This is a genomic window from Saccharopolyspora erythraea (genome assembly GCF_018141105.1).
Taxonomy (GTDB): domain Bacteria; phylum Actinomycetota; class Actinomycetes; order Mycobacteriales; family Pseudonocardiaceae; genus Saccharopolyspora_D; species Saccharopolyspora_D erythraea_A.
This window is the reverse complement of record NZ_CP054839.1, coordinates 1,781,972-1,799,396: the sequence shown is the minus strand read 5'-3', so window position 1 is coordinate 1,799,396 and position 17,425 is coordinate 1,781,972. Positions and strand designations below refer to the sequence as shown.

Here is a 17,425-nt window from a genome sequence, read left to right as displayed (position 1 = left end):
GCCCGCCCCGGAGCCGTGGGAGGAAGCCGATGTGCACGTGGAACTGACGCGGAACCGGCCCGGCCGCGGCTGGAGCCTGTCCAGGCGGCTGTTCGTGCTGCAGATCGTGGTGGTGGCCTTCGTCGTGCTCGGCGGCGCGGCGCTGTCCTGGTACGACGCGCGGCGCCAGGCCGAGGACGCCGCCACCGGCGAGGTCGTGTCGGTGGCGCGGGCCGTCGCGTCGCTGCCCGCGGTGCGCGCCGCGATGGGCCGCCCGGACGCCTCCGCCGAGCTCCAGCCGCTCGCCGAGGACGTGCGCACCGCCACCGGTGTCGCGTTCGTGACGATCATGACGCCGGAGGGCATCCGCTACACCCACCCCGACCCCACCCGCATCGGCCGGCCGTTCATCGGCCACATCGACCAGGCCCGCACGGGACTGGTGTTCACCGAGACCTACACCGGCTCGCTCGGGCCGTCGGTGCGCGCGGTCGTCCCGGTCTTCGGCGACGGCGGGCAGGTGCGCGGACTGGTGTCGGTCGGCATCCACATGCGGGTGCTCACCGCCGAGGTTCGGGGCCACGTGACCGCGCTGGTGCTGGTCGCGGCAGCCGCGCTGGCCATGGGCGGGGCGCTGACATACCTGGTCAACAGGCGGCTCGCCCGCCACACCCACGGGCTCACCCCGGCCGAGCTGAGCCGGATGTACGAGTACCACGACGCGATCCTGCACGCGGTGCGCGAAGGTCTCCTGCTCGTCTCGCCGTCCGGACGCGTCACCCTGTGCAACGACGGCGCCGCCTTCCTGCTGTCCGCACAGCCGTCCGAGGTGGAGGGAGCGCTGGTTTCGGAGCTGGGGCTGCCCGAACAGCTGGCCGACGACCTGGCATCCGGGCACGCCGTGCGCGACGAGGTCCACCTGACCGACGACCGCGTGCTGCTGGTCAACTCCTCGGCGGTGCGCAGCGGGGGCCGCGACCTCGGCAGCGTGGTGACCCTGCGGGACCACACCGAGCTCCAGGCGCTCAGCGGGGAGCTCGACACCCTGCACGGCTTCTCGGAGTCGCTGCGCTCGCAGGCCCACGAGTCGGCGAACCGGCTGCACGCCGTCGTCTCGCTGATCGAGCTGGGGCGGGCCGAGGAGGCCGCGGGCCTGGCCACCGCCGAGCTCGAGCTCGCCCAGCAGCTCACCGACCGCGTGGTGGGCGCGGTGTCGGAGCCGGTGCTGGCGGCGGTCCTGCTCGGCAAGAGCGCGGAGGCGAGCGAGCGGGGTGTGGAGGTCGTGCTCAGCGAGGACACCGAGATCGACGACTCGGTGAGCGGCCAGGTCGACTCGCGCGACCTGGTCACCATTCTCGGAAACCTGATCGACAACGCCGTGGAGGCCACCCAGGACGCCGCCGACCCGAAGGTGGTGGTGACCGCCAGGAGGACGGGCGCGGAACTGATGATCCGGGTCGCCGACAACGGACCGGGCATCGATCCGGAGGCGGCGCAACGCGTTTTCCAGCGCGGATGGTCCACGAAGGACGGATCGCGGGGGCTCGGGCTGGCGCTGGTCGGCCAGAGCGTGCGCCGCTACGGCGGCACCGTGGAGGTCGGCGACGACGGCGGTGCGGTCTTCACCGTGCGCCTCCCGGCCGGACCGGAGGCGGGCGCGCGGTGATCCGGGTTCTGGTGGTCGAGGACGACCCGCTGGTCGGCGAGGCCCACGCGGACTACGTCGATCGGGTGGAGGGCTTCGAGGTCGCCGGCCGGGTCCGCACCGGCCAGGACGCGTTGCGCTTCCTGGAGAAGACCGGGGTCGACCTGGTGCTGCTCGACCTCGGGCTTCCCGACATCGACGGCCTGCAGGTCGCCCGCGCGCTGCGCACCGCCGGAAGCGGCCCCGACGTCATCGCGGTGACCTCGGCGCGGGACCTGAAGGTGGTGCGCGCCTCCATCGCCAGCGGTGTCGTGCAGTACCTGCTCAAGCCGTTCACCTTCGCCGCCATGCGCGAGAAGCTGGAGGACTACGCCCGGTTCCGCGCCAGCCTCAGCGACGACCGGGACGCCAGCGGACAGGCCGAGATCGACCGCGCCTTCTCGGCGCTGCGCGGCACCGACCGCACCCCGCTGCCCAAGGGGATGGGGGAGGAGACGCTGGCGGCCGTCGTCTCCGCGCTGCGCGAGGCGCCGGACGGCGCGTCGGCGGGTGCGGTCGGGGAGTCGGCCGGCGTCTCCCGCGTGACGGCCCGCCGGTATCTGGAGTACCTGGTGGGCAACGGGATGGCCGACCGGCAACCGCAGTACGGCGGCGTCGGCCGGCCCGAGATGACCTACCAGTGGCGGTCCTCGCCCTGGTGAAGGTGGCGGCACCCGCCTTGTCGATCGGCCACCGCACCACCCGGCCGCCCGGTTTGCCGCTGACGTACTCACCGGTCACCAGCGAGTCGTTGCTGTGGTCGACCCCGACCTACGACCAGCACAGCGGGTCGGTCGTCGGGTTCCGTCCCGGGCGCGCGCAAGTGCCGTCCTCGGTGTACTCGCCGACCTGCGAAATCACGAACCGGTGAATCGGTACCGGCGTCAGCAGCCGTCGCCGGCCGGTTGCAGCAGCGTCCGGCCCGGGCCGAGACGGTCCATGGCGATGTCGTCGGGGTTGTTCAGCGCGCAGGTCCGCAGCGACAGGCAGCCGCAGGCGATGCAGCCGGTGAGGTTGTCGCGCAGCTTCTGCAGCCCCTCGATGCGGGCGTCGAGCTCGTCGCGCCAGCTCCGCGACAGCCGCGACCAGTCGGCCTTGCCGGGAGCGCGGTCGGCGGGCAGCGTCGAGAGCGCCTCGGCGATCTGCTCGAGGCTCAGCCCCACCCGCTGCGCGGCGCGGATGAACGCCAGCCTGCGTAGCACCGTGCGGTCGTAGCGCCGCTGGTTGCCGCTGGTGCGGGTGGCGGTGATCAGGTCGCGCTGCTCGTAGAAGCGCAGCGCGGTCTGGGCGACACCGCTGCGGTAGGACACTTCGCCGATGGTGAGGAGCTTCGGTAGTTTCGACACATCGCCAGGTTAGGTGAAACCTCGACCGAGGTCGAAGTATTTCCACTTGACCTCCAGTGAACTCGAAGTTTCACGCTGGTCGCATGACGATCACGACCGCGCCCGGGTACGGCTACGCCGATCTCGGTGCGCTGATGAGCGAGATGACCGGCGACGAGAAGCACGAGCCCGCCGCGACCTCCACCCTCGACGTCCTCTGGGTGCTCTACGACCAGGTGCTCGCGGTCGGCCCGCAGCGGACCGACGACCCCGACCGCGACCGCTTCCTGCTGTCCAAGGGGCACGGTCCGATGGCCTACTACGCCGTGCTCGCCGCCAAGGGCTTCTTCGACCGCTCCGAGCTGCGCCGGTTCGCCGAGTTCGGCTCCGTGCTCGGGCACCACCCCGACCGGATGCTCGTGCCCGGCGTGGAGATCGGCAGCGGCTCGCTCGGCCACGGGCTGCCGCTGGCCCTCGGCGTGGTGCTGGGCCTGCGCGCCCGCGGGCGGCGCGACCCGCGCGTGGTGGTGCTGGTCGGCGACGCCGAGCTCGACGAGGGCAGCAACCACGAGGCCATCGCCGTCGCGGGACGCCGCGGGCTCGGACAGCTCACCGCCGTCGTCGTCGACAACGCCTCGGCGAGCTACGGCTGGCCGGGCGGGATCGGCGAGCGCTTCGCCCGCGAGGGCTGGGCGCAGCGCACCGTCGACGGCCGCGACCACGACGCGCTGCGCGAGGCGCTCACCGACACCCGCCCCGACCGCCCGCTCGTGGTGGTCGCCGAGGTCGAGCCGAAGGGATGAACCGGGACATGACCGCGATCGCTGAGAAGACGACCATGCGCGAGGCGTTCGTCGACACCGTCGCCGCCGCGCTCGACACCGACCCCAGGCTGGCGGTGGTGCTCGCGGAGATCTCCGCGGACCGCTTCGCCGACGCCGCCCGCCGCCACCCGGACCGCGTGGTCAACGTCGGCATCCGGGAGCAGGCCATGATCGGCGTGGCGGGCGGGATGGCGCTGACCGGTCTTCGGCCGGTGGTGCACTCGATCACGCCGTTCCTGGTGGAACGCCCCTTCGAGCAGCTCAAGCTCGACCTCAACCACCAGGGCGTGGGGGCGGTCGTCGTGAGCACCGGCGCGTCGTACGACTACCCCGGGGCAGGGCGCACGCACATGGCCCCGGGCGACGTGGCGCTCCTGGACACGCTGCCCGGCTGGACCGTGCACGTGCCGGGCCACCCCGAGGAGGCGGCGGAGCTGCTGCGGGCGGCGCTGCCCGGTGACGACCCCGTCTACGTCCGGCTCTCCGAGCGGGCCAACTCCGAACCGGTGGCGCGGGGGCCGGGCTGGCACCGTGTGAGGGAAGGCCGGGACGGCGTCGTCCTGGCGGTCGGCCCGATGCTGCGTCCGGTCCTCTCCGCCACAGCCGGGCTCGACGTGACGGTGCTCTACGCGGCGACCGTGCGGCCCTTCGACTCGACCGGCCTGCGGCACGCGGTGCTGGGCGCACGGCCGGACGTCGTCCTGGTGGAGCCCTACCTCGCGGGAACCTCGACGCACGCGGTCGCCGACGCGCTGCCCGACATCCCGCACCGCGTCCTCGCCTTGGGCGTGCGGCGCGACGCCGAGCTGCGCGCGTACGGCACCGCCGAGGAGCACGAGGTGGCGCACGGGCTCGGCCCGAGCGCGATCCGCGCGGCGGTCGGTTCGTTCCTGGCAGGGGCGCGGTAGCTGGGCGAGGCCGATGCCGTCCGGGGCAGGTCTCGGTGCCCGGGGGACTGCTGTCCGGTACGGGGTCCTCGTGCCCGGGTGAGATCTTCGTGCTTTACCCGGTTCGAGGTCTCCGTTGCCGGGTGTCTTCCCGGTCGCGACCTGCAGGTAGCCTGAGCGCGTGGCACGTGTCGTCGTACTCGATTACGGATCAGGCAACCTCCGTTCGGCCGAGCGCGCTCTGCAGCGGGTCGGCGCCGACGTCGAGGTGACCTCCGACCACCGTGCCGCGATGGAGGCCGACGGGCTGGTGGTGCCCGGGGTGGGCGCGTTCGCCGCCTGCATGCGGGGCCTGCTCGCCGCCGGTGGCGACAAGATCATCGACCACCGGCTCGCCGGTGACCGGCCGGTGCTCGGCATCTGCGTGGGCATGCAGGTGCTGTTCGACCGGGGTGTGGAGCACGGCGTGCCCACCGAAGGCTGCGGCCAGTGGCCGGGCGTCGTCGAGCGCATCGAGGCCGACGTCCTGCCGCACATGGGCTGGAACACCGTCACCGCGCCGCAGGACAGCATCCTCTTCGCCGGTCTCGACCCGGAGACCCGCTTCTACTTCGTGCATTCGTTCGGGGTGCGCAAGTGGGAGATGCCGGATTCCGGAGGTGCCTTGCCCGCGCCCCTGGTCACCTGGGCCGAGCACGGCGAGCCGTTCGTCGCGGCCGTGGAGAACGGTGCGCTCTCGGCGACCCAGTTCCACCCGGAGAAGTCGGGGGAGGCGGGCGCGGTCCTGCTGCGCAACTGGCTGGGCAGCCTGTGACCCGACGTCATGGCCTCATGCGGCGCGACGGCGTGGTCAAGGCCATCGCGCTGCTGCTGGCGGTGGGCATGGTCCTCGGCTTCGCCTCGACCTACCTCGCGCAGGCCGGACTCCCCGGCTGGCTGATCCTCCTGCTGGTCCTGGTTGTGCTCGCGGTACCGGTGGTCGCCGCGGTCCGCTCCGGCCGCCGCCGGCGCTAGGACGTGCTCCAGGTGTGGCTTGTGTAGTGGGGTGCTTGGCGGAACCTCAGCTGCCTTCTCGCTCCGGGATCTCCGACTGACGTCCGATACGCGGGGTCGAAGCTGTCGGAGTCGGAGACCCACGCCGAGGCGTGCCGACCGCAAGCCGCGGGTCGGGACCGACCGGCCTCCCGACCTCCGCAAACACCTCAGGACCGGTGGTTCCGCGGCAGGCGGTAGGGTCTGCGGCGTGAGTTTCACCCTGCTTCCCGCCGTTGACGTCGCCGATGGCCAGGCGGTCCGCCTCGTTCAGGGCGCGGCCGGTACCGAGACCTCCTACGGGGATCCGCTGGAGGCCGCGCTGGCCTGGCAGCGCGCGGGCGCGGAGTGGGTCCACCTGGTCGACCTCGACGCCGCCTTCGGCCGCGGCTCCAACCGCGAGCTGCTGGCCGACGTGGTCGCCAAGCTCGACGTGCGGGTCGAGCTCTCCGGCGGCATCCGCGACGACGCCTCGCTGGAGGCGGCGCTGGCCACCGGCTGCGAGCGCGTGAACCTCGGCACCGCCGCCCTGGAGAACCCCGACTGGGCGGACCGCGTAGTCGCCGAGTACGGCGACCGCGTAGCGGTCGGGCTCGACGTCCGGATCACCGAGCAGGGCCACCGGCTCGCCGCGCGCGGCTGGACCACCGACGGCGGCGACCTCTGGGAGGTCCTGGCCCGGCTCGACGCCGCGGGCTGCCGCCGCTACGTCGTCACCGACGTCAGCAAGGACGGCACCCTCCAGGGCCCGAACGTGGCTCTGCTGCGCGAGGTCTGCTCCCGCACCGACGCCCCGGTCATCGCGTCCGGCGGTGTGTCCAGTGTGGACGACCTCGTCGAGCTGTCCCGGCTGGCCGGCGAGGGCCTGGAGGGCTCGATCGTGGGCAAGGCCCTCTACGCGGGCAACTTCACCCTCGAAGAGGCCCTCGCCGCGGTCCGCTGACGGAGCAGTCGCGGCCCGCCGAGCCGCCGCAGTCCGCTGACCGAGCGGCATCGACGACGCCGGGCTGACGGTGATGTCGAGCCGGGCCTGAACACAACGCCGCCCGATGCCGACACCACCCCGACGGCAACGCCGCCTGACGACGCCGCTGCCTGGCCTGACCATGACGTCACCGCGGAGATCGACGTGGCGTGACTCCGGCGGCCGTCCGGCTTCCCTCGTCTTCCCGGAGCACACGCGGCTGCTCTCTTAAGGGACGTCTCCGGGACTTCTCCCGGGAACAACCTGATCTTGCGGGGGCACTCGCGCCTCGAAGATCACGGTGTGGATCCGACCGGCGGATCCACACCGTGATCCGAGGAGATTGCCTTGCGGAGACGACGAACGCCCGCGCTGGGGGCGCTGCTGGCATTGGCCGCGGTGACCGCGAGCGCCGCGCCCGCACTCGCCGCCCCGGCCGCCGGGACACCCGCGCCGCAGACCGCCGTCGACTGGCAGCCCTGCGAGCAGAACCCGCAGGTCCAGTGCGCAACGATGCGGGTGCCCGTCGACTGGTCCCGACCGGACGGACCGACCGTCACCATCCCGGTGGCACGCCAACCCGCCACCGACCCGGGCGCGCGCATCGGCACGCTGGTGCACATGCCCGGTGGCCCGGGCGGCTCCGGTGTCGCCGAGGTGGTCGGCGGCTCACGTTTCTCACCGGAGGTCGCCGCGCGGTTCGACATCGTCAGCTTCGACCCTCGCGGCGTCGGCCTGCCCGATCAGATCAGGTGCGATGCCGAGCTGGTCGAGCAGCCGCCGCCGCTCGTGTCCGACGACCCGCAGCACTTCGAGGTGGTGCGCGACTACAACAAGCGCCTGGGCGAGAGCTGCCGCGAGCTGACGGGCCCGCTGCTCGACCACGTCGACACGGTCAGCGTCGCCCATGACATCGACGCGCTGCGCGCCGCGCTGGGCGAGGAGCGCATCAGCCTGTACGGGATCTCCTACGGGACGCAGACCGGCCAGGCCTACGCCGAGAACTTCCCCACGCGGGTGCGGGCGCTCGTGCTGGACAGCGTGTTCGACCACAACCTGAGCCCGCGCGAGTTCCTCACCACCCAGGCCGCGACCGCGGAGGACTCCTTCAACGAGTTCGTCCGGTGGTGCGAGTCCGAGGAGCGCTGCGCGCTGCACGGCCGGGACGTCGGCGCCTTCTTCGACGACCTCTACGCCCGTGCCGAGCGCGGCGAGCTGACCGATCCGCAGGACCCGTCGAAGCCGCTGGCGCCCGAGCGGCTCACCCAGCTGACCGTGTCGGCCCTCTACGAACCGATGTGGGAGCAACTCGCCGACAGGCTCAAGAGCTTCTCGGAGACGACCGGTCCCGTGGCGGTGGCCGAGCCGCGGACGCTGCCCTCGGCACTGCCGATGGTGTGCTCGGACCAGGACTTCCGCGTCGGCTCGGCCGAGGAGTACGCGGAGCTGTGGAAGGCCCAGCGCGAGAACGCCCCGCACGTCCGCTTCGGCGTCGGTGCGCCGGCGCTGCACTGCGTGGACTTCCCGATCCGCGCCGGCAACCCGCCGCACGACCCCGACCTCGGCGGCACGCCGCCGGTCCTGATCATGAACGCCCTGCACGACCCCTCCACCGGCTACAACTGGGCCAGGAACGTCAACGCCCAGATCGAGCAGTCCACGCTGCTCACCTACGACGGCTGGGGGCACGGCGTCTACTCGCGCAGCGAGTGCACAACCGGTGCGGCCGACCGGTACCTGATCGACCTGCGGATGCCGCCGGAAGGCTCGCACTGCCCGGCGGTGCCGCCGAAGCCCCTCCCGCAGGCGGCCACGGCCGGCCCGTGGTGATGCGCTGACCGACCCGGCGGGGCCGGGACCTCGGCCGCCGGCGTCGACCACGGAAGCGAACGGCCCTTTCACAGCCCGGGACGGGCGGGGAGGGCCGTTCGCGCGAGGGCACCGATCAGGCCGGGCCGGGCCAGGGCCGACGCCGCAAGCCCTGCCGAGTCGACGGCCCGGATCGCCGCCCGGCCCGTGGTCAGCCGCCGACGGTGATGGAGACCGCGACCATCTCCGGGCGGTCGCGGCGCAGGCGGCCGGCCGCCAGGTACGCCCGCCCGGCCAGGCCGTACTTGCGGGTCAGCAGGCGCTGCACCCGCTCCAGCTCGAAGGGGTCGAGCACGATGGCCCGCCCGCGCACGGGCTCCCCGTGCGGCTTGCCGAGCGCGTCGCACGGCGCGAGCTCGACGCCCGGCTCCCGCCGGATCCGCTTGACCTTGCCGGACTCGGCGTCGCTCCAGACCGCCAGGCTGCCGCCGTCGCCGACGACCCACACCGGGGTGGGCACCGGCTTTCCGTTGCGGCGGAACGTGGTCAGCAGCAGGTAGCGGGAGTCGGCGAGGATGCGGGTGACCTTGTCCATCCGCTCACCGTAGCCTCCTGCTCCGGCCGCCCGACGCCCTCTCTACCCTGGTTGTATGGCCGTCGCGGTGCGTGTGATCCCCTGCCTGGACGTCGACCAGGGGCGGGTCGTAAAAGGCGTCAACTTCACCAACCTCGTCGATGCGGGTGACCCGGTCGAGCTGGCCCAGGCATACGACGCCGAAGGCGCCGACGAGCTGACCTTCCTGGACGTCACCGCCTCGTCCTCGAACCGCGAGACGACCTTCGACGTGGTGCGCCGCACCGCCGAGCAGGTCTTCATCCCGCTGACCGTCGGTGGCGGCGTGCGCAGCCCCGAGGACATCGACCGCCTGCTGCGCGCGGGCGCCGACAAGGTGAGCCTCAACACCGCCGCGATCGCGCGCCCCGAGCTGCTGCGCGAATCCTCGCAGCGCTTCGGCGCCCAGTGCGTGGTGCTGTCGGTGGACGCGCGCCGGGTGCCCGAGGGTGGTGAGCCGACCGCTTCGGGCTTCGAGGTCACGACCCACGGCGGGCGCCGGGGCACCGGCATCTGCGCGGTGGAGTGGGCCGCCAGGGGCCAGGAGCTGGGCGTCGGGGAGATCCTGCTGAACTCCATGGACGCCGACGGCACCAAGGCCGGGTTCGACCTGGAGATGATCCGCGCCGTGCGGGAGGCCGTCGACGTCCCGCTGATCGCGAGCGGCGGCGCCGGTGCGGTCGAGCACTTCGCGCCCGCCGTGCGCGCCGGGGCCGACGCGGTGCTCGCGGCCAGCGTCTTCCACTTCGGCCAGCTCCGCATCGGAGAGGTCAAGGACGCCATGCGCGCGGAAGGGATCACGGTTCGATGAGCAGCGGCCTGGACCCGGCGATCGCCGCCCGGCTCAAGCGCAACTCCGAGGGCCTGGTCGCGGCGGTGGCCCAGCAGCGCGGCACCGGCGAGGTGCTGATGATGGCCTGGATGGACGAGGAGGCCCTGCACCGCACGCTGACCACCCGCAAGGGCACCTACTACTCCCGCAGCAGGCAGCAGTACTGGGTCAAGGGCGAGACGTCCGGGCACACCCAGTACGTGCACGAGGTCCGGCTCGACTGCGACGGCGACACGGTGCTGCTGGTCGTGGACCAGGTGGACGGCGCCTGCCACACCGGCGACCGCACCTGCTTCGACGCCGACGTCCTGCTGGCGGAGGGCTGACGGCGACGGGCGACCTCCGGCCGGCGGGCCGGACCGCCGAAGGCGCGGCAGACGATCTTGTCCCGAGGCGCCACGCCGTCAGACCCGGGCGGCGGCGCCGCTACGACGGCACGTCCGACAGGTCGCCGGTCAGGTAGCGCTGGAGGTTCGGCGCCACCGCCGCCACGACGGTCTCGGCGTCGGCCGACGCGATCGGCTCCAGCGCCGCGACGTAGCGGACCATGCCCAGGCCGACGACCTGCGACGCGCACAGCGACGCACGCAGCTCCGCCCGGTCCATGCCGAGCTCCCGGACCAGACCGCCGAAGAGCACAGTCGTGATGAATTCCCGCAGCATGCGCACCGCCGTCTCTTGCGTCGCGATGCTGCGCACCAGCGCCGCGAACGCGCCGCCGCCCTCGCGGTCCCACACCGTCACGAAGGTGCGCACCATCCGCTCGGCGACGCGGTCCCGCGGGCCGTCGAGGATCTTGGGCAGCACCTCGGCCGGGTTGACCGGGATCGACACCGCGGCGGTGAACAGCCCCGCCTTGCCCCCGAACCAGTGGTTGACCATCGCCGCGTCCACGCCCGCCCTGGTGGCGATGGCCCGCACGGTCGCCCCGTCGTAGCCCTGCTCGATGAACACCTCCCGGGCCGCCGAGACCAGCGCCGCCCTGGTGTCCTCGCCGCTGCGCCGCCGTCCCCGGCGCCTGGGCGCCTCCTCCTCGATGCCACCGCTCACCCCGCCATCCTCGCGGTCGGCCGCTTCGGGGTGCAAAGCCGGGCTGCGCGCGGCGCCCGCCCTGGCGGACGGCACAATTGGGGCATGGTGGGCGGCGACATCGGCAAGATCAGTCCAGAACGCGAGGAGTTCCGCGCGCTTGCCGCGGACCACCGGGTGATCCCGGTGGTGCGGCGGCTGCTCGCGGACGACGAGACCCCGCTCGGCGTGTACCGCAAGCTCGCGGGCAACCGGCCGGGCACGTTCCTGTTCGAGTCGGCCGAGAACGGCCGCTCCTGGTCCCGATGGTCGTTCGTGGGCGTGCGCAGCGCCGCCGCCCTGACGGTCCGCGACGGCGAGGCGCGCTGGACCGGCACGCCGCCGGTCGGGCTGCCCGAGGGCGGCGACCCGCTGGTGGCGCTCAACGAGACGGTCAAGCTGCTGCACACCGACCCGCTGCCGGGGCTGCCGCCGCTGACCGGCGGCATGGTCGGCTACCTCGGCTACGACTCGGTGCGCAGGCTGGAGCGGCTGCCCGACCTGGCCGAGGACGACCTGGAGATCCCCGAGCTGGTGATGCTGCTGGCCACCGACCTGGCCGCGCTGGACCACCACGAGGGCACCATCACGCTGATCGCCAACGCGGTGAACTGGGACGACAGCCCGGAGCGGGTCGACGCCGCCTACGACGACGCGGTCCGCAGGCTCGACGAGATGACCGAGCGGCTGTTCCTGCCCTCCGAGCCCACCGTGGCGGTGTTCTCCCGGCCTGCCCCGGACTTCGTGCGCAAGCGCACCGAGTCCGAGCACCACGCGGCGGTGGAGAAGGCCAAGGAGGCCATCCGCGCGGGCGAGGCGTTCCAGGTCGTGGTCTCGCAGCGGTTCGAGATGGCGACCGACGCCGACGCGCTGGACGTCTACCGGGTGCTGCGCACCACCAACCCCAGCCCGTACATGTACCTGCTGCGCCTGGAGGACCCCGACGGCGGCGGCCCGTTCGACATCGTCGGCTCCAGCCCGGAGTCACTGGTGACCGTCCGCGACGGCCAGGCCACCACGCACCCGATCGCGGGCACCCGCTGGCGCGGCGCCGACGAGGACGAGGACGCGCTGCTGGAGAAGGAGCTCATCAACGACGACAAGGAGCGCGCCGAGCACCTGATGCTGGTCGACCTCGGCCGAAACGACCTGGGCCGGGTCTGCCGGCCGGGGTCGGTGAAGGTCGTGGACTTCTTCCGCATCGAGCGCTACAGCCACGTCATGCACATCGTGTCGACGGTGACCGGCACCCTCGCGGAGGGGCGCACGGCCTTCGACGCGGTCGCGGCGTGCTTCCCGGCGGGCACCCTGTCCGGGGCGCCCAAGCCGCGCGCCCTGGAGCTGATCGAGGAGCTCGAACCGACCCGCCGCGCCCAGTACGGCGGCGTGGTCGGCTACCTCGACTTCGCGGGCAACGCCGACACCGCGATCGCGATCCGCACCGCGCTGGTGCGCGACGGCACGGCCTACGTGCAGGCCGGCGGCGGCATCGTCGCCGACTCCGACCCGGTGGCCGAGGACCAGGAGTGCCTGAACAAGGCGCGCGCGGTGCTCAACGCGGTGGCGACCGCCCAGACGCTGCGGCGGCCGGGCAACCACCATCCGGCGGCGGGAGACAGGGTTGACGACCGAGCAGGGATCTGAGAGCCGTCCGGCCACCTCGCCGAGGCTGCTGTGGTCGGTGGTGCTGCTGATGCTGGCCGCCGCGGCGATGCTGTGGGGCGCGGGCGCGCTGGCCTGGGTGAGCCAGCGCTACCGGACACCGCTGGGCCAGGAGCTGACGGCCGGTCCGGCGGGCAGCGCGCTGCGGCCGGAGCTGGTGCCGCTGGCGCTGGCCACCCTCGCCGCCATCGCGGCGGTCCTGGCCACCGGCGGCTTGCTGCGCAGGCTGATCGGCCTGCTCGTGCTGGCCGAGGGCGGCATGCTGGTGTGGCGCGTGGTCGACTGGCACGTCGGGGGTTGGTTCGCCTACACGGGGCCGAAGGTGCCGCCGGGCAGCGTGCCGGTCGCCGGGTTCGCCTCGAACCCGGCGGGACCGCTGCTGATGTCGGCCGCGGCCGCGCTGCTCGTCGTGGCGGGCGCGCTGGTCGTGCTGCGCGCGGGGCGGATGCCCGCGATGGGGGCGCGGTACTCGGCGCCGGGAGAGGCCCGGCGCGCGAGCCGGGATCCCGACCGCAGGCTGTGGGACGCACTCGACGAGGGACGGGACCCGACGGTCGACAAGGACCGCTGACTCACCCGTCCAGGCGAGGTCCGGGAACGGTTCAGGTGGTGCTCGTAGGCACCGCGCAAGGGCCGAAGGTCCTTGCTGTGCAGGGACGTTGTTCCACCCCTTCGGCGGAGGCCGGACAGGGCGGGTTTAGCATCGGCCATGCGACGGCACGGCGGGAAGGGGAGTGTCGTGATCGAGCGCAATGAGTTCATCTGCGCATACAACAACCTGCGGGTGAGTAGTCGGGGCACGGCCTGCGAGGTGTTCGCGTGAGCGTTCTGGAATCCATCATCGACGGTGTTCGCGAGGACCTGGCCGTCCGGGAATCGGCGATTCCCTTCGAGGAGATCAAGCAGCGGTCCGCGGCGGCTCCGCCGCCGAGGGACGTGATGGCCGCGCTGCACGCCCCGGGCGTGGGCGTGATCGCCGAGGTCAAGCGGCGCAGCCCGTCCAAGGGCGAGCTCGCCGATATAGCGGAGCCGGCCGAGCTGGCGGCCGACTACGCGGCGGCCGGGGCGCGCGTGATCAGCGTGCTCACCGAGCAGCGCCGCTTCGGCGGCTCGCTGGCCGACTTCGACGCGGTGCGCGCCAAGGTGAGCGCGCCGCTGCTGCGCAAGGACTTCATCGTCAGCCCCTACCAGGTGCACGAGGCCCGCGCGCACGGCGCGGACATGGTGCTGCTGATCGTGGCCGCGCTGGAGCAGGTGGCGCTGGAGGCGCTGCTGGACCGGGTCGAGTCGCTGGGCATGACGGCGCTGGTCGAGGTGCACACCGCGGAGGAGGCCGACCGGGCGCTGGAGGCCGGTGCCAAGGTCATCGGCATCAACGCCCGCAACCTGCACACCCTGGAGGTCGACCGGGACGTCTTCGGCCGGATCGCCCCCGGGCTGCCGGTCGAGGTGCTCAAGGTCGCTGAATCGGGTGTTCGTGGCCCGAGCGACCTGATGGCCTACGCCGGCTCGGGCGCCGACGCGGTGCTTGTCGGAGAGGGCCTGGTCACCAGCGACAACCCGAGGACGGCGGTGACGCAGCTGGTCACCGCGGGTTCCCACCCGGCCTGCCCGCGCCCCAGCAGGTGATCAAGGCACCGGCCCTGGCCGGTGCCCGGCACCGGTCCCCGAGTACGGTGGGGACCGGTTCGCCGAAGGGCCATCCACCTGTGCAGACGTCGTGGGCGCGAGCCGAAGGAGAGCAGTGATGACACCCGCTAGCGGCGCGGACACCGCGCACGCCCACCGTCCGGGCAAACCCGTGCCGGAAGGCCACGACCCGGACGAGCGCGGGCACTTCGGACCCTACGGCGGCCGGTTCATGCCGGAGGCGCTGATCGCCGCCCAGGACGAGCTCGCCGCCGAGTACGAGAAGGCCCAGCACGACCCGGAGTACGTCGACGAGCTGGCCCGCCTGCTGCGCGACTATGCGGGGCGGCCCTCGCTGCTGACCGAGGCCGAGCGCTTCTCCGAGCACGCGGGCGGCGCGCGGATCCTGCTCAAGCGCGAGGACCTCAACCACACCGGCTCGCACAAGATCAACAACGTGCTCGGGCAGGCGCTGCTGGTCAAGCGGATGGGCAAGCGCCGGGTGATCGCCGAGACCGGCGCGGGCCAGCACGGCGTCGCCACGGCGACCGCGTGCGCGCTGCTCGGCCTCGAATGCGTCATCTACATGGGCGAGGTCGACACCAAGCGCCAGGCGCTCAACGTGGCCCGGATGCGGCTGCTCGGCGCCGAGGTCATCCCGGTGCCCTCCGGCTCGGCCACCCTCAAGGACGCCATCAACGAGGCGCTGCGCGACTGGGTCACCAACGTCGAGGACACCCACTACCTGCTGGGCACCGCGGCGGGCGCGCATCCCTTCCCGGTCATGGTCCGCAACTTCCACCGGGTCATCGGCGAGGAGGCCCGGGAGCAGTCGCTGGCGCTGACCGGCAGGCTGCCCGACGTCGTCGCCGCGTGCGTGGGCGGCGGCTCCAACGCCATCGGCATCTTCCACGGCTTCATCGACGACCCGGACGTGCGGCTGGTCGGGTTCGAGCCCGCGGGCCACGGCCTCGACAGCGGCGAGCACGGCGCGACGCTGACCCAGGGCACCCCCGGGACGTTGCACGGCGCGCGCTCGTACCTGCTGCAGACCGACGACGGCCAGATCACCGAGGCGTACTCGATCTCGGCGGGCCTGGACTACCCCGGCGTCGGGCCGGAGCACTCCTACCTCAAGGACTCCGGTCGCGCCGAGTACCGCGCGGTCACCGACGACGAGGCGATGCAGGCCTTCCAGCTGCTCTCGCGCACCGAGGGCATCATCCCGGCGATCGAGTCCGCGCACGCCCTGGCCGGCGCGATCGAGCTCGGCAAGGAGCTCGGCCCGGACGCGGTCATCCTGGTGAGCCTGTCCGGCCGCGGCGACAAGGACATGGACACCGCCGCGAAGTACTTCGGCCTCGTCGACGAGGCGGAACAGGAGAAGGACCGGTGAGCCTGCACGACGTTTTCGCTTCCTGCAAGCAGGAGGGGCGCGCGGCGCTCATCGGCTACCTCCCTGCCGGTTACCCGACCGTGGAGGGCTCGAAGGAGCTGCTCGGCGCGATCTTGTCGGGCACCGGTGACGAGCCGGGCTGCGACATCGTCGAGGTCGGTCTGCCGTTCTCCGATCCGGTGATCGACGGCCCGACCGTCCAGGCCGCCAGCGACCGGGCGCTGCGCGCCGGCTTCCGGGTGCGCGACCTGTTCGACGTGGTGTCCTCGATCGCCTCCGGCGGCGGCAACGCCGTGGTGATGACCTACTGGAACCCGGTGCACCACTACGGCGTGGACGCCTTCGCCCGCGACCTCAAGGCCGCCGGCGGGCTCGGGGTCATCACCCCGGACCTGGTGCCCGACGAGGCGGAGGACTGGATTGCCGCGACCGACGAGCACGGCATCGACCGGATCTTCCTGGTCGCGCCGTCCTCGACCGAGCAGCGGCTGGAGATGACCACCAAGGCCGCCTCCGGTTTCATCTACGCCGCCTCGGTCATGGGCGTGACGGGCGCCCGCGACTCGGTCGGCGCAGCGGCGGAGGGGCTGGTCAAGCGCACCCGCGCCTACACCGACCTGCCCATCGGCGTCGGACTGGGCGTGCGCTCCGGCGAGCAGGCCGCCGAGGTCGCCGGCTTCGCCGACGGTGTCATCGTGGGCTCGGCGTTCATCGACCGCGCCGAGCGCGAGGGCGTCGAGGGCGTGCGGGCGCTGGCATCGGAACTGGCCAGGGGCGTTCGCAGCCGCTGACCGCCGGGAACGGCGAGCCGGACGGCCGTTGGCCCGCGGACGGCGGGTGCGCGGGTCGCCTGACGCGCGATCTGTAGATCTTCGGGAATCCGTGTGCCGAGCTTCGGACACGCGGTGTGTTGATGCGCCGAAGGCAGGGTGCGCACGTGTGTGACTCCTGTGCACGTGTCAGCGCGCCTGTGCGGCGCGCCTCGACGCGTCGGCTTTCCGGCGTGGTTACCGGTGAGTGGGTCCCCGGCGCCCGCCTCTGCCGGGGAATGTCCAACCCTCAGGGTGACCACTGTTCCTCCGGTGGAGGGAGCGATCGCCGACTCACCGTGTTCGCGCCGGGCTCCGCGGCTGCTTGTTCGGGTGCACCGGAAACCGAAGTGTGAACAATTTCGTCGGCGGCCGGTCATATTCGAAGTGATTTCAGCGCTGATTTTCGCCGAAATGCCGTCGATCAGGTCTCCGCGTAATGGCGATCATGCAATTCCGGGCGCAACATCATGGACGCAATGCCATTTCGGGATGGTCGAGAAAGGAAGCTCCATGAGTTCGATTATGCGCAAGGTGTGCGCCGGCGTGGTGAGCACTGCTTTCGCGGGCGGCATGCTGCTGGGCCTGGCGGCCCCGGCCCAGGCCAGGGTTGCCCACTGCCTCGACTACCTGGCCACCGAGCACTACGACGTGTGGGGCGAGAAGCACCGCCCGTTCAAGTGGGCGTGCGAGGCGGGCGAGGCCAAGTGGTGGGAGGAGTGCAAGAACAAGCTGCTCGACCTCCACGTGGCCCCGTGGCACGCCACCAACGCGTGCGACCGCGCCAAGTGGGGCACCGGGCACCACGACCACCACAAGGACGACCACCGCTTCGGGTTCCACCACTGATCGAACGCGATTCCCGGTTGCCTGTTTCCCGAGTGGGAAGCAGGCAACCGGCGTTTGTGCCGG

The 17,425-nt window shown here is 72.5% G+C and carries 20 protein-coding genes; 17 read left to right on the top strand and 3 right to left on the bottom strand.

What is annotated here, in order from left to right:
- The first annotated feature begins 31 nt into the window (after positions 1–31).
- The 3 genes from HUO13_RS08295 to HUO13_RS08285 are packed head-to-tail and all read left to right on the top strand — an operon-like array spanning position 32 to position 2,534.
- Positions 32–1,645 (top strand): sensor histidine kinase, encoded by a 1,614-nt coding sequence (locus HUO13_RS08295; protein ID WP_211900850.1) that lies wholly within the window; start codon positions 32–34, stop codon positions 1,643–1,645.
- Positions 1,642–2,325 (top strand): response regulator, encoded by a 684-nt coding sequence (locus tag HUO13_RS08290; protein ID WP_211900849.1) that lies wholly within the window; start codon positions 1,642–1,644, stop codon positions 2,323–2,325. Before HUO13_RS08295 ends, HUO13_RS08290 begins: the two co-directional genes overlap by 4 nt.
- Positions 2,304–2,534 (top strand): hypothetical protein, encoded by a 231-nt coding sequence (locus tag HUO13_RS08285; protein ID WP_211900848.1) that lies wholly within the window; start codon positions 2,304–2,306, stop codon positions 2,532–2,534. Before HUO13_RS08290 ends, HUO13_RS08285 begins: the two co-directional genes overlap by 22 nt.
- A 13-nt stretch (positions 2,535–2,547) precedes the next feature.
- Here HUO13_RS08285 and soxR read toward each other — a convergent pair whose 3' ends face one another.
- The gene (gene soxR / locus HUO13_RS08280; protein ID WP_211900847.1) at positions 2,548–3,009 is read right to left on the bottom strand and encodes a redox-sensitive transcriptional activator SoxR; all 462 of its coding nucleotides are present in this window, start codon (positions 3,007–3,009) and stop codon (positions 2,548–2,550) included.
- Between the two features lie 83 nt (positions 3,010–3,092).
- Between soxR and HUO13_RS08275 the strand changes: the two genes are divergently transcribed.
- The 6 genes from HUO13_RS08275 to HUO13_RS08250 all read left to right on the top strand — a co-directional run bounded on the left by HUO13_RS08275 (position 3,093) and on the right by HUO13_RS08250 (position 8,525).
- Positions 3,093–3,791 carry a thiamine pyrophosphate-dependent enzyme gene (locus HUO13_RS08275; RefSeq protein ID WP_211900846.1) on the top strand — a complete coding sequence of 233 codons (699 nt, stop codon included), beginning with the start codon at positions 3,093–3,095 and terminating at the stop codon, positions 3,789–3,791.
- 8 nt (positions 3,792–3,799) lie between these two features.
- The gene (locus HUO13_RS08270) at positions 3,800–4,720 is read left to right on the top strand and encodes a transketolase family protein (RefSeq protein ID WP_211900845.1); all 921 of its coding nucleotides are present in this window, start codon (positions 3,800–3,802) and stop codon (positions 4,718–4,720) included.
- A gap of 160 nt (positions 4,721–4,880) precedes the next feature.
- Positions 4,881–5,513 carry an imidazole glycerol phosphate synthase subunit HisH gene (hisH, locus tag HUO13_RS08265; protein WP_211900844.1) on the top strand — a complete coding sequence of 211 codons (633 nt, stop codon included), beginning with the start codon at positions 4,881–4,883 and terminating at the stop codon, positions 5,511–5,513.
- Between the two features lie 17 nt (positions 5,514–5,530).
- Positions 5,531–5,713 (top strand): hypothetical protein, encoded by a 183-nt coding sequence (locus HUO13_RS08260; RefSeq protein WP_211900843.1) that lies wholly within the window; start codon positions 5,531–5,533, stop codon positions 5,711–5,713.
- A 229-nt stretch (positions 5,714–5,942) separates the two neighbouring features.
- A complete protein-coding gene (gene priA / locus HUO13_RS08255; protein WP_211900842.1) occupies positions 5,943–6,674 on the top strand; it encodes a bifunctional 1-(5-phosphoribosyl)-5-((5-phosphoribosylamino)methylideneamino)imidazole-4-carboxamide isomerase/phosphoribosylanthranilate isomerase PriA in 732 nt (243 codons plus the stop codon).
- 369 nt (positions 6,675–7,043) lie between these two features.
- Positions 7,044–8,525, top strand: a complete 1,482-nt coding sequence (locus HUO13_RS08250) for an alpha/beta fold hydrolase (RefSeq protein WP_211900841.1) — start codon at positions 7,044–7,046, stop codon at positions 8,523–8,525.
- 190 nt (positions 8,526–8,715) lie between these two features.
- On the opposite strand, the gene HUO13_RS08245 is transcribed toward HUO13_RS08250, so the two are convergent.
- Positions 8,716–9,099, bottom strand: a complete 384-nt coding sequence (locus tag HUO13_RS08245; protein ID WP_211900840.1) for a PPOX class F420-dependent oxidoreductase — start codon at positions 9,097–9,099, stop codon at positions 8,716–8,718.
- A 55-nt stretch (positions 9,100–9,154) separates the two neighbouring features.
- Between HUO13_RS08245 and hisF the strand changes: the two genes are divergently transcribed.
- Complete coding sequence (hisF, locus tag HUO13_RS08240; protein WP_211900839.1) at positions 9,155–9,928, top strand: imidazole glycerol phosphate synthase subunit HisF; 774 nt, start codon at positions 9,155–9,157, stop codon at positions 9,926–9,928.
- A complete protein-coding gene (gene hisI / locus HUO13_RS08235) occupies positions 9,925–10,275 on the top strand; it encodes a phosphoribosyl-AMP cyclohydrolase (RefSeq protein WP_211900838.1) in 351 nt (116 codons plus the stop codon). Before hisF ends, hisI begins: the two co-directional genes overlap by 4 nt.
- Positions 10,276–10,375: 100 nt before the next feature.
- On the opposite strand, the gene HUO13_RS08230 is transcribed toward hisI, so the two are convergent.
- Positions 10,376–10,999 carry a TetR family transcriptional regulator gene (locus HUO13_RS08230; RefSeq protein WP_211900837.1) on the bottom strand — a complete coding sequence of 208 codons (624 nt, stop codon included), beginning with the start codon at positions 10,997–10,999 and terminating at the stop codon, positions 10,376–10,378.
- A gap of 84 nt (positions 11,000–11,083) precedes the next feature.
- Between HUO13_RS08230 and HUO13_RS08225 the strand changes: the two genes are divergently transcribed.
- The 6 genes from HUO13_RS08225 to HUO13_RS08200 all read left to right on the top strand — a co-directional run bounded on the left by HUO13_RS08225 (position 11,084) and on the right by HUO13_RS08200 (position 17,362).
- Positions 11,084–12,661: an anthranilate synthase component I gene (locus HUO13_RS08225; RefSeq protein WP_211900836.1), complete on the top strand. Its 1,578-nt coding sequence runs from the start codon at positions 11,084–11,086 to the stop codon at positions 12,659–12,661.
- Positions 12,639–13,250 (top strand): Trp biosynthesis-associated membrane protein, encoded by a 612-nt coding sequence (locus HUO13_RS08220; protein WP_211900835.1) that lies wholly within the window; start codon positions 12,639–12,641, stop codon positions 13,248–13,250. Before HUO13_RS08225 ends, HUO13_RS08220 begins: the two co-directional genes overlap by 23 nt.
- A 248-nt stretch (positions 13,251–13,498) precedes the next feature.
- Positions 13,499–14,308 (top strand): indole-3-glycerol phosphate synthase TrpC, encoded by an 810-nt coding sequence (gene trpC / locus HUO13_RS08215; RefSeq protein WP_211900834.1) that lies wholly within the window; start codon positions 13,499–13,501, stop codon positions 14,306–14,308.
- Positions 14,309–14,426: 118 nt separating this feature from the next.
- Positions 14,427–15,704, top strand: a complete 1,278-nt coding sequence (gene trpB / locus HUO13_RS08210; protein ID WP_211900833.1) for a tryptophan synthase subunit beta — start codon at positions 14,427–14,429, stop codon at positions 15,702–15,704.
- Positions 15,701–16,495, top strand: a complete 795-nt coding sequence (gene trpA / locus HUO13_RS08205; RefSeq protein WP_211900832.1) for a tryptophan synthase subunit alpha — start codon at positions 15,701–15,703, stop codon at positions 16,493–16,495. The genes trpB and trpA overlap by 4 nt, the downstream gene beginning before the upstream one ends.
- Positions 16,496–17,026: 531 nt before the next feature.
- Entirely contained in the window at positions 17,027–17,362 is a 336-nt protein-coding gene (locus HUO13_RS08200; protein ID WP_211900831.1) for a hypothetical protein, read from the top strand.
- Positions 17,363–17,425: the final 63 nt, after the last annotated feature.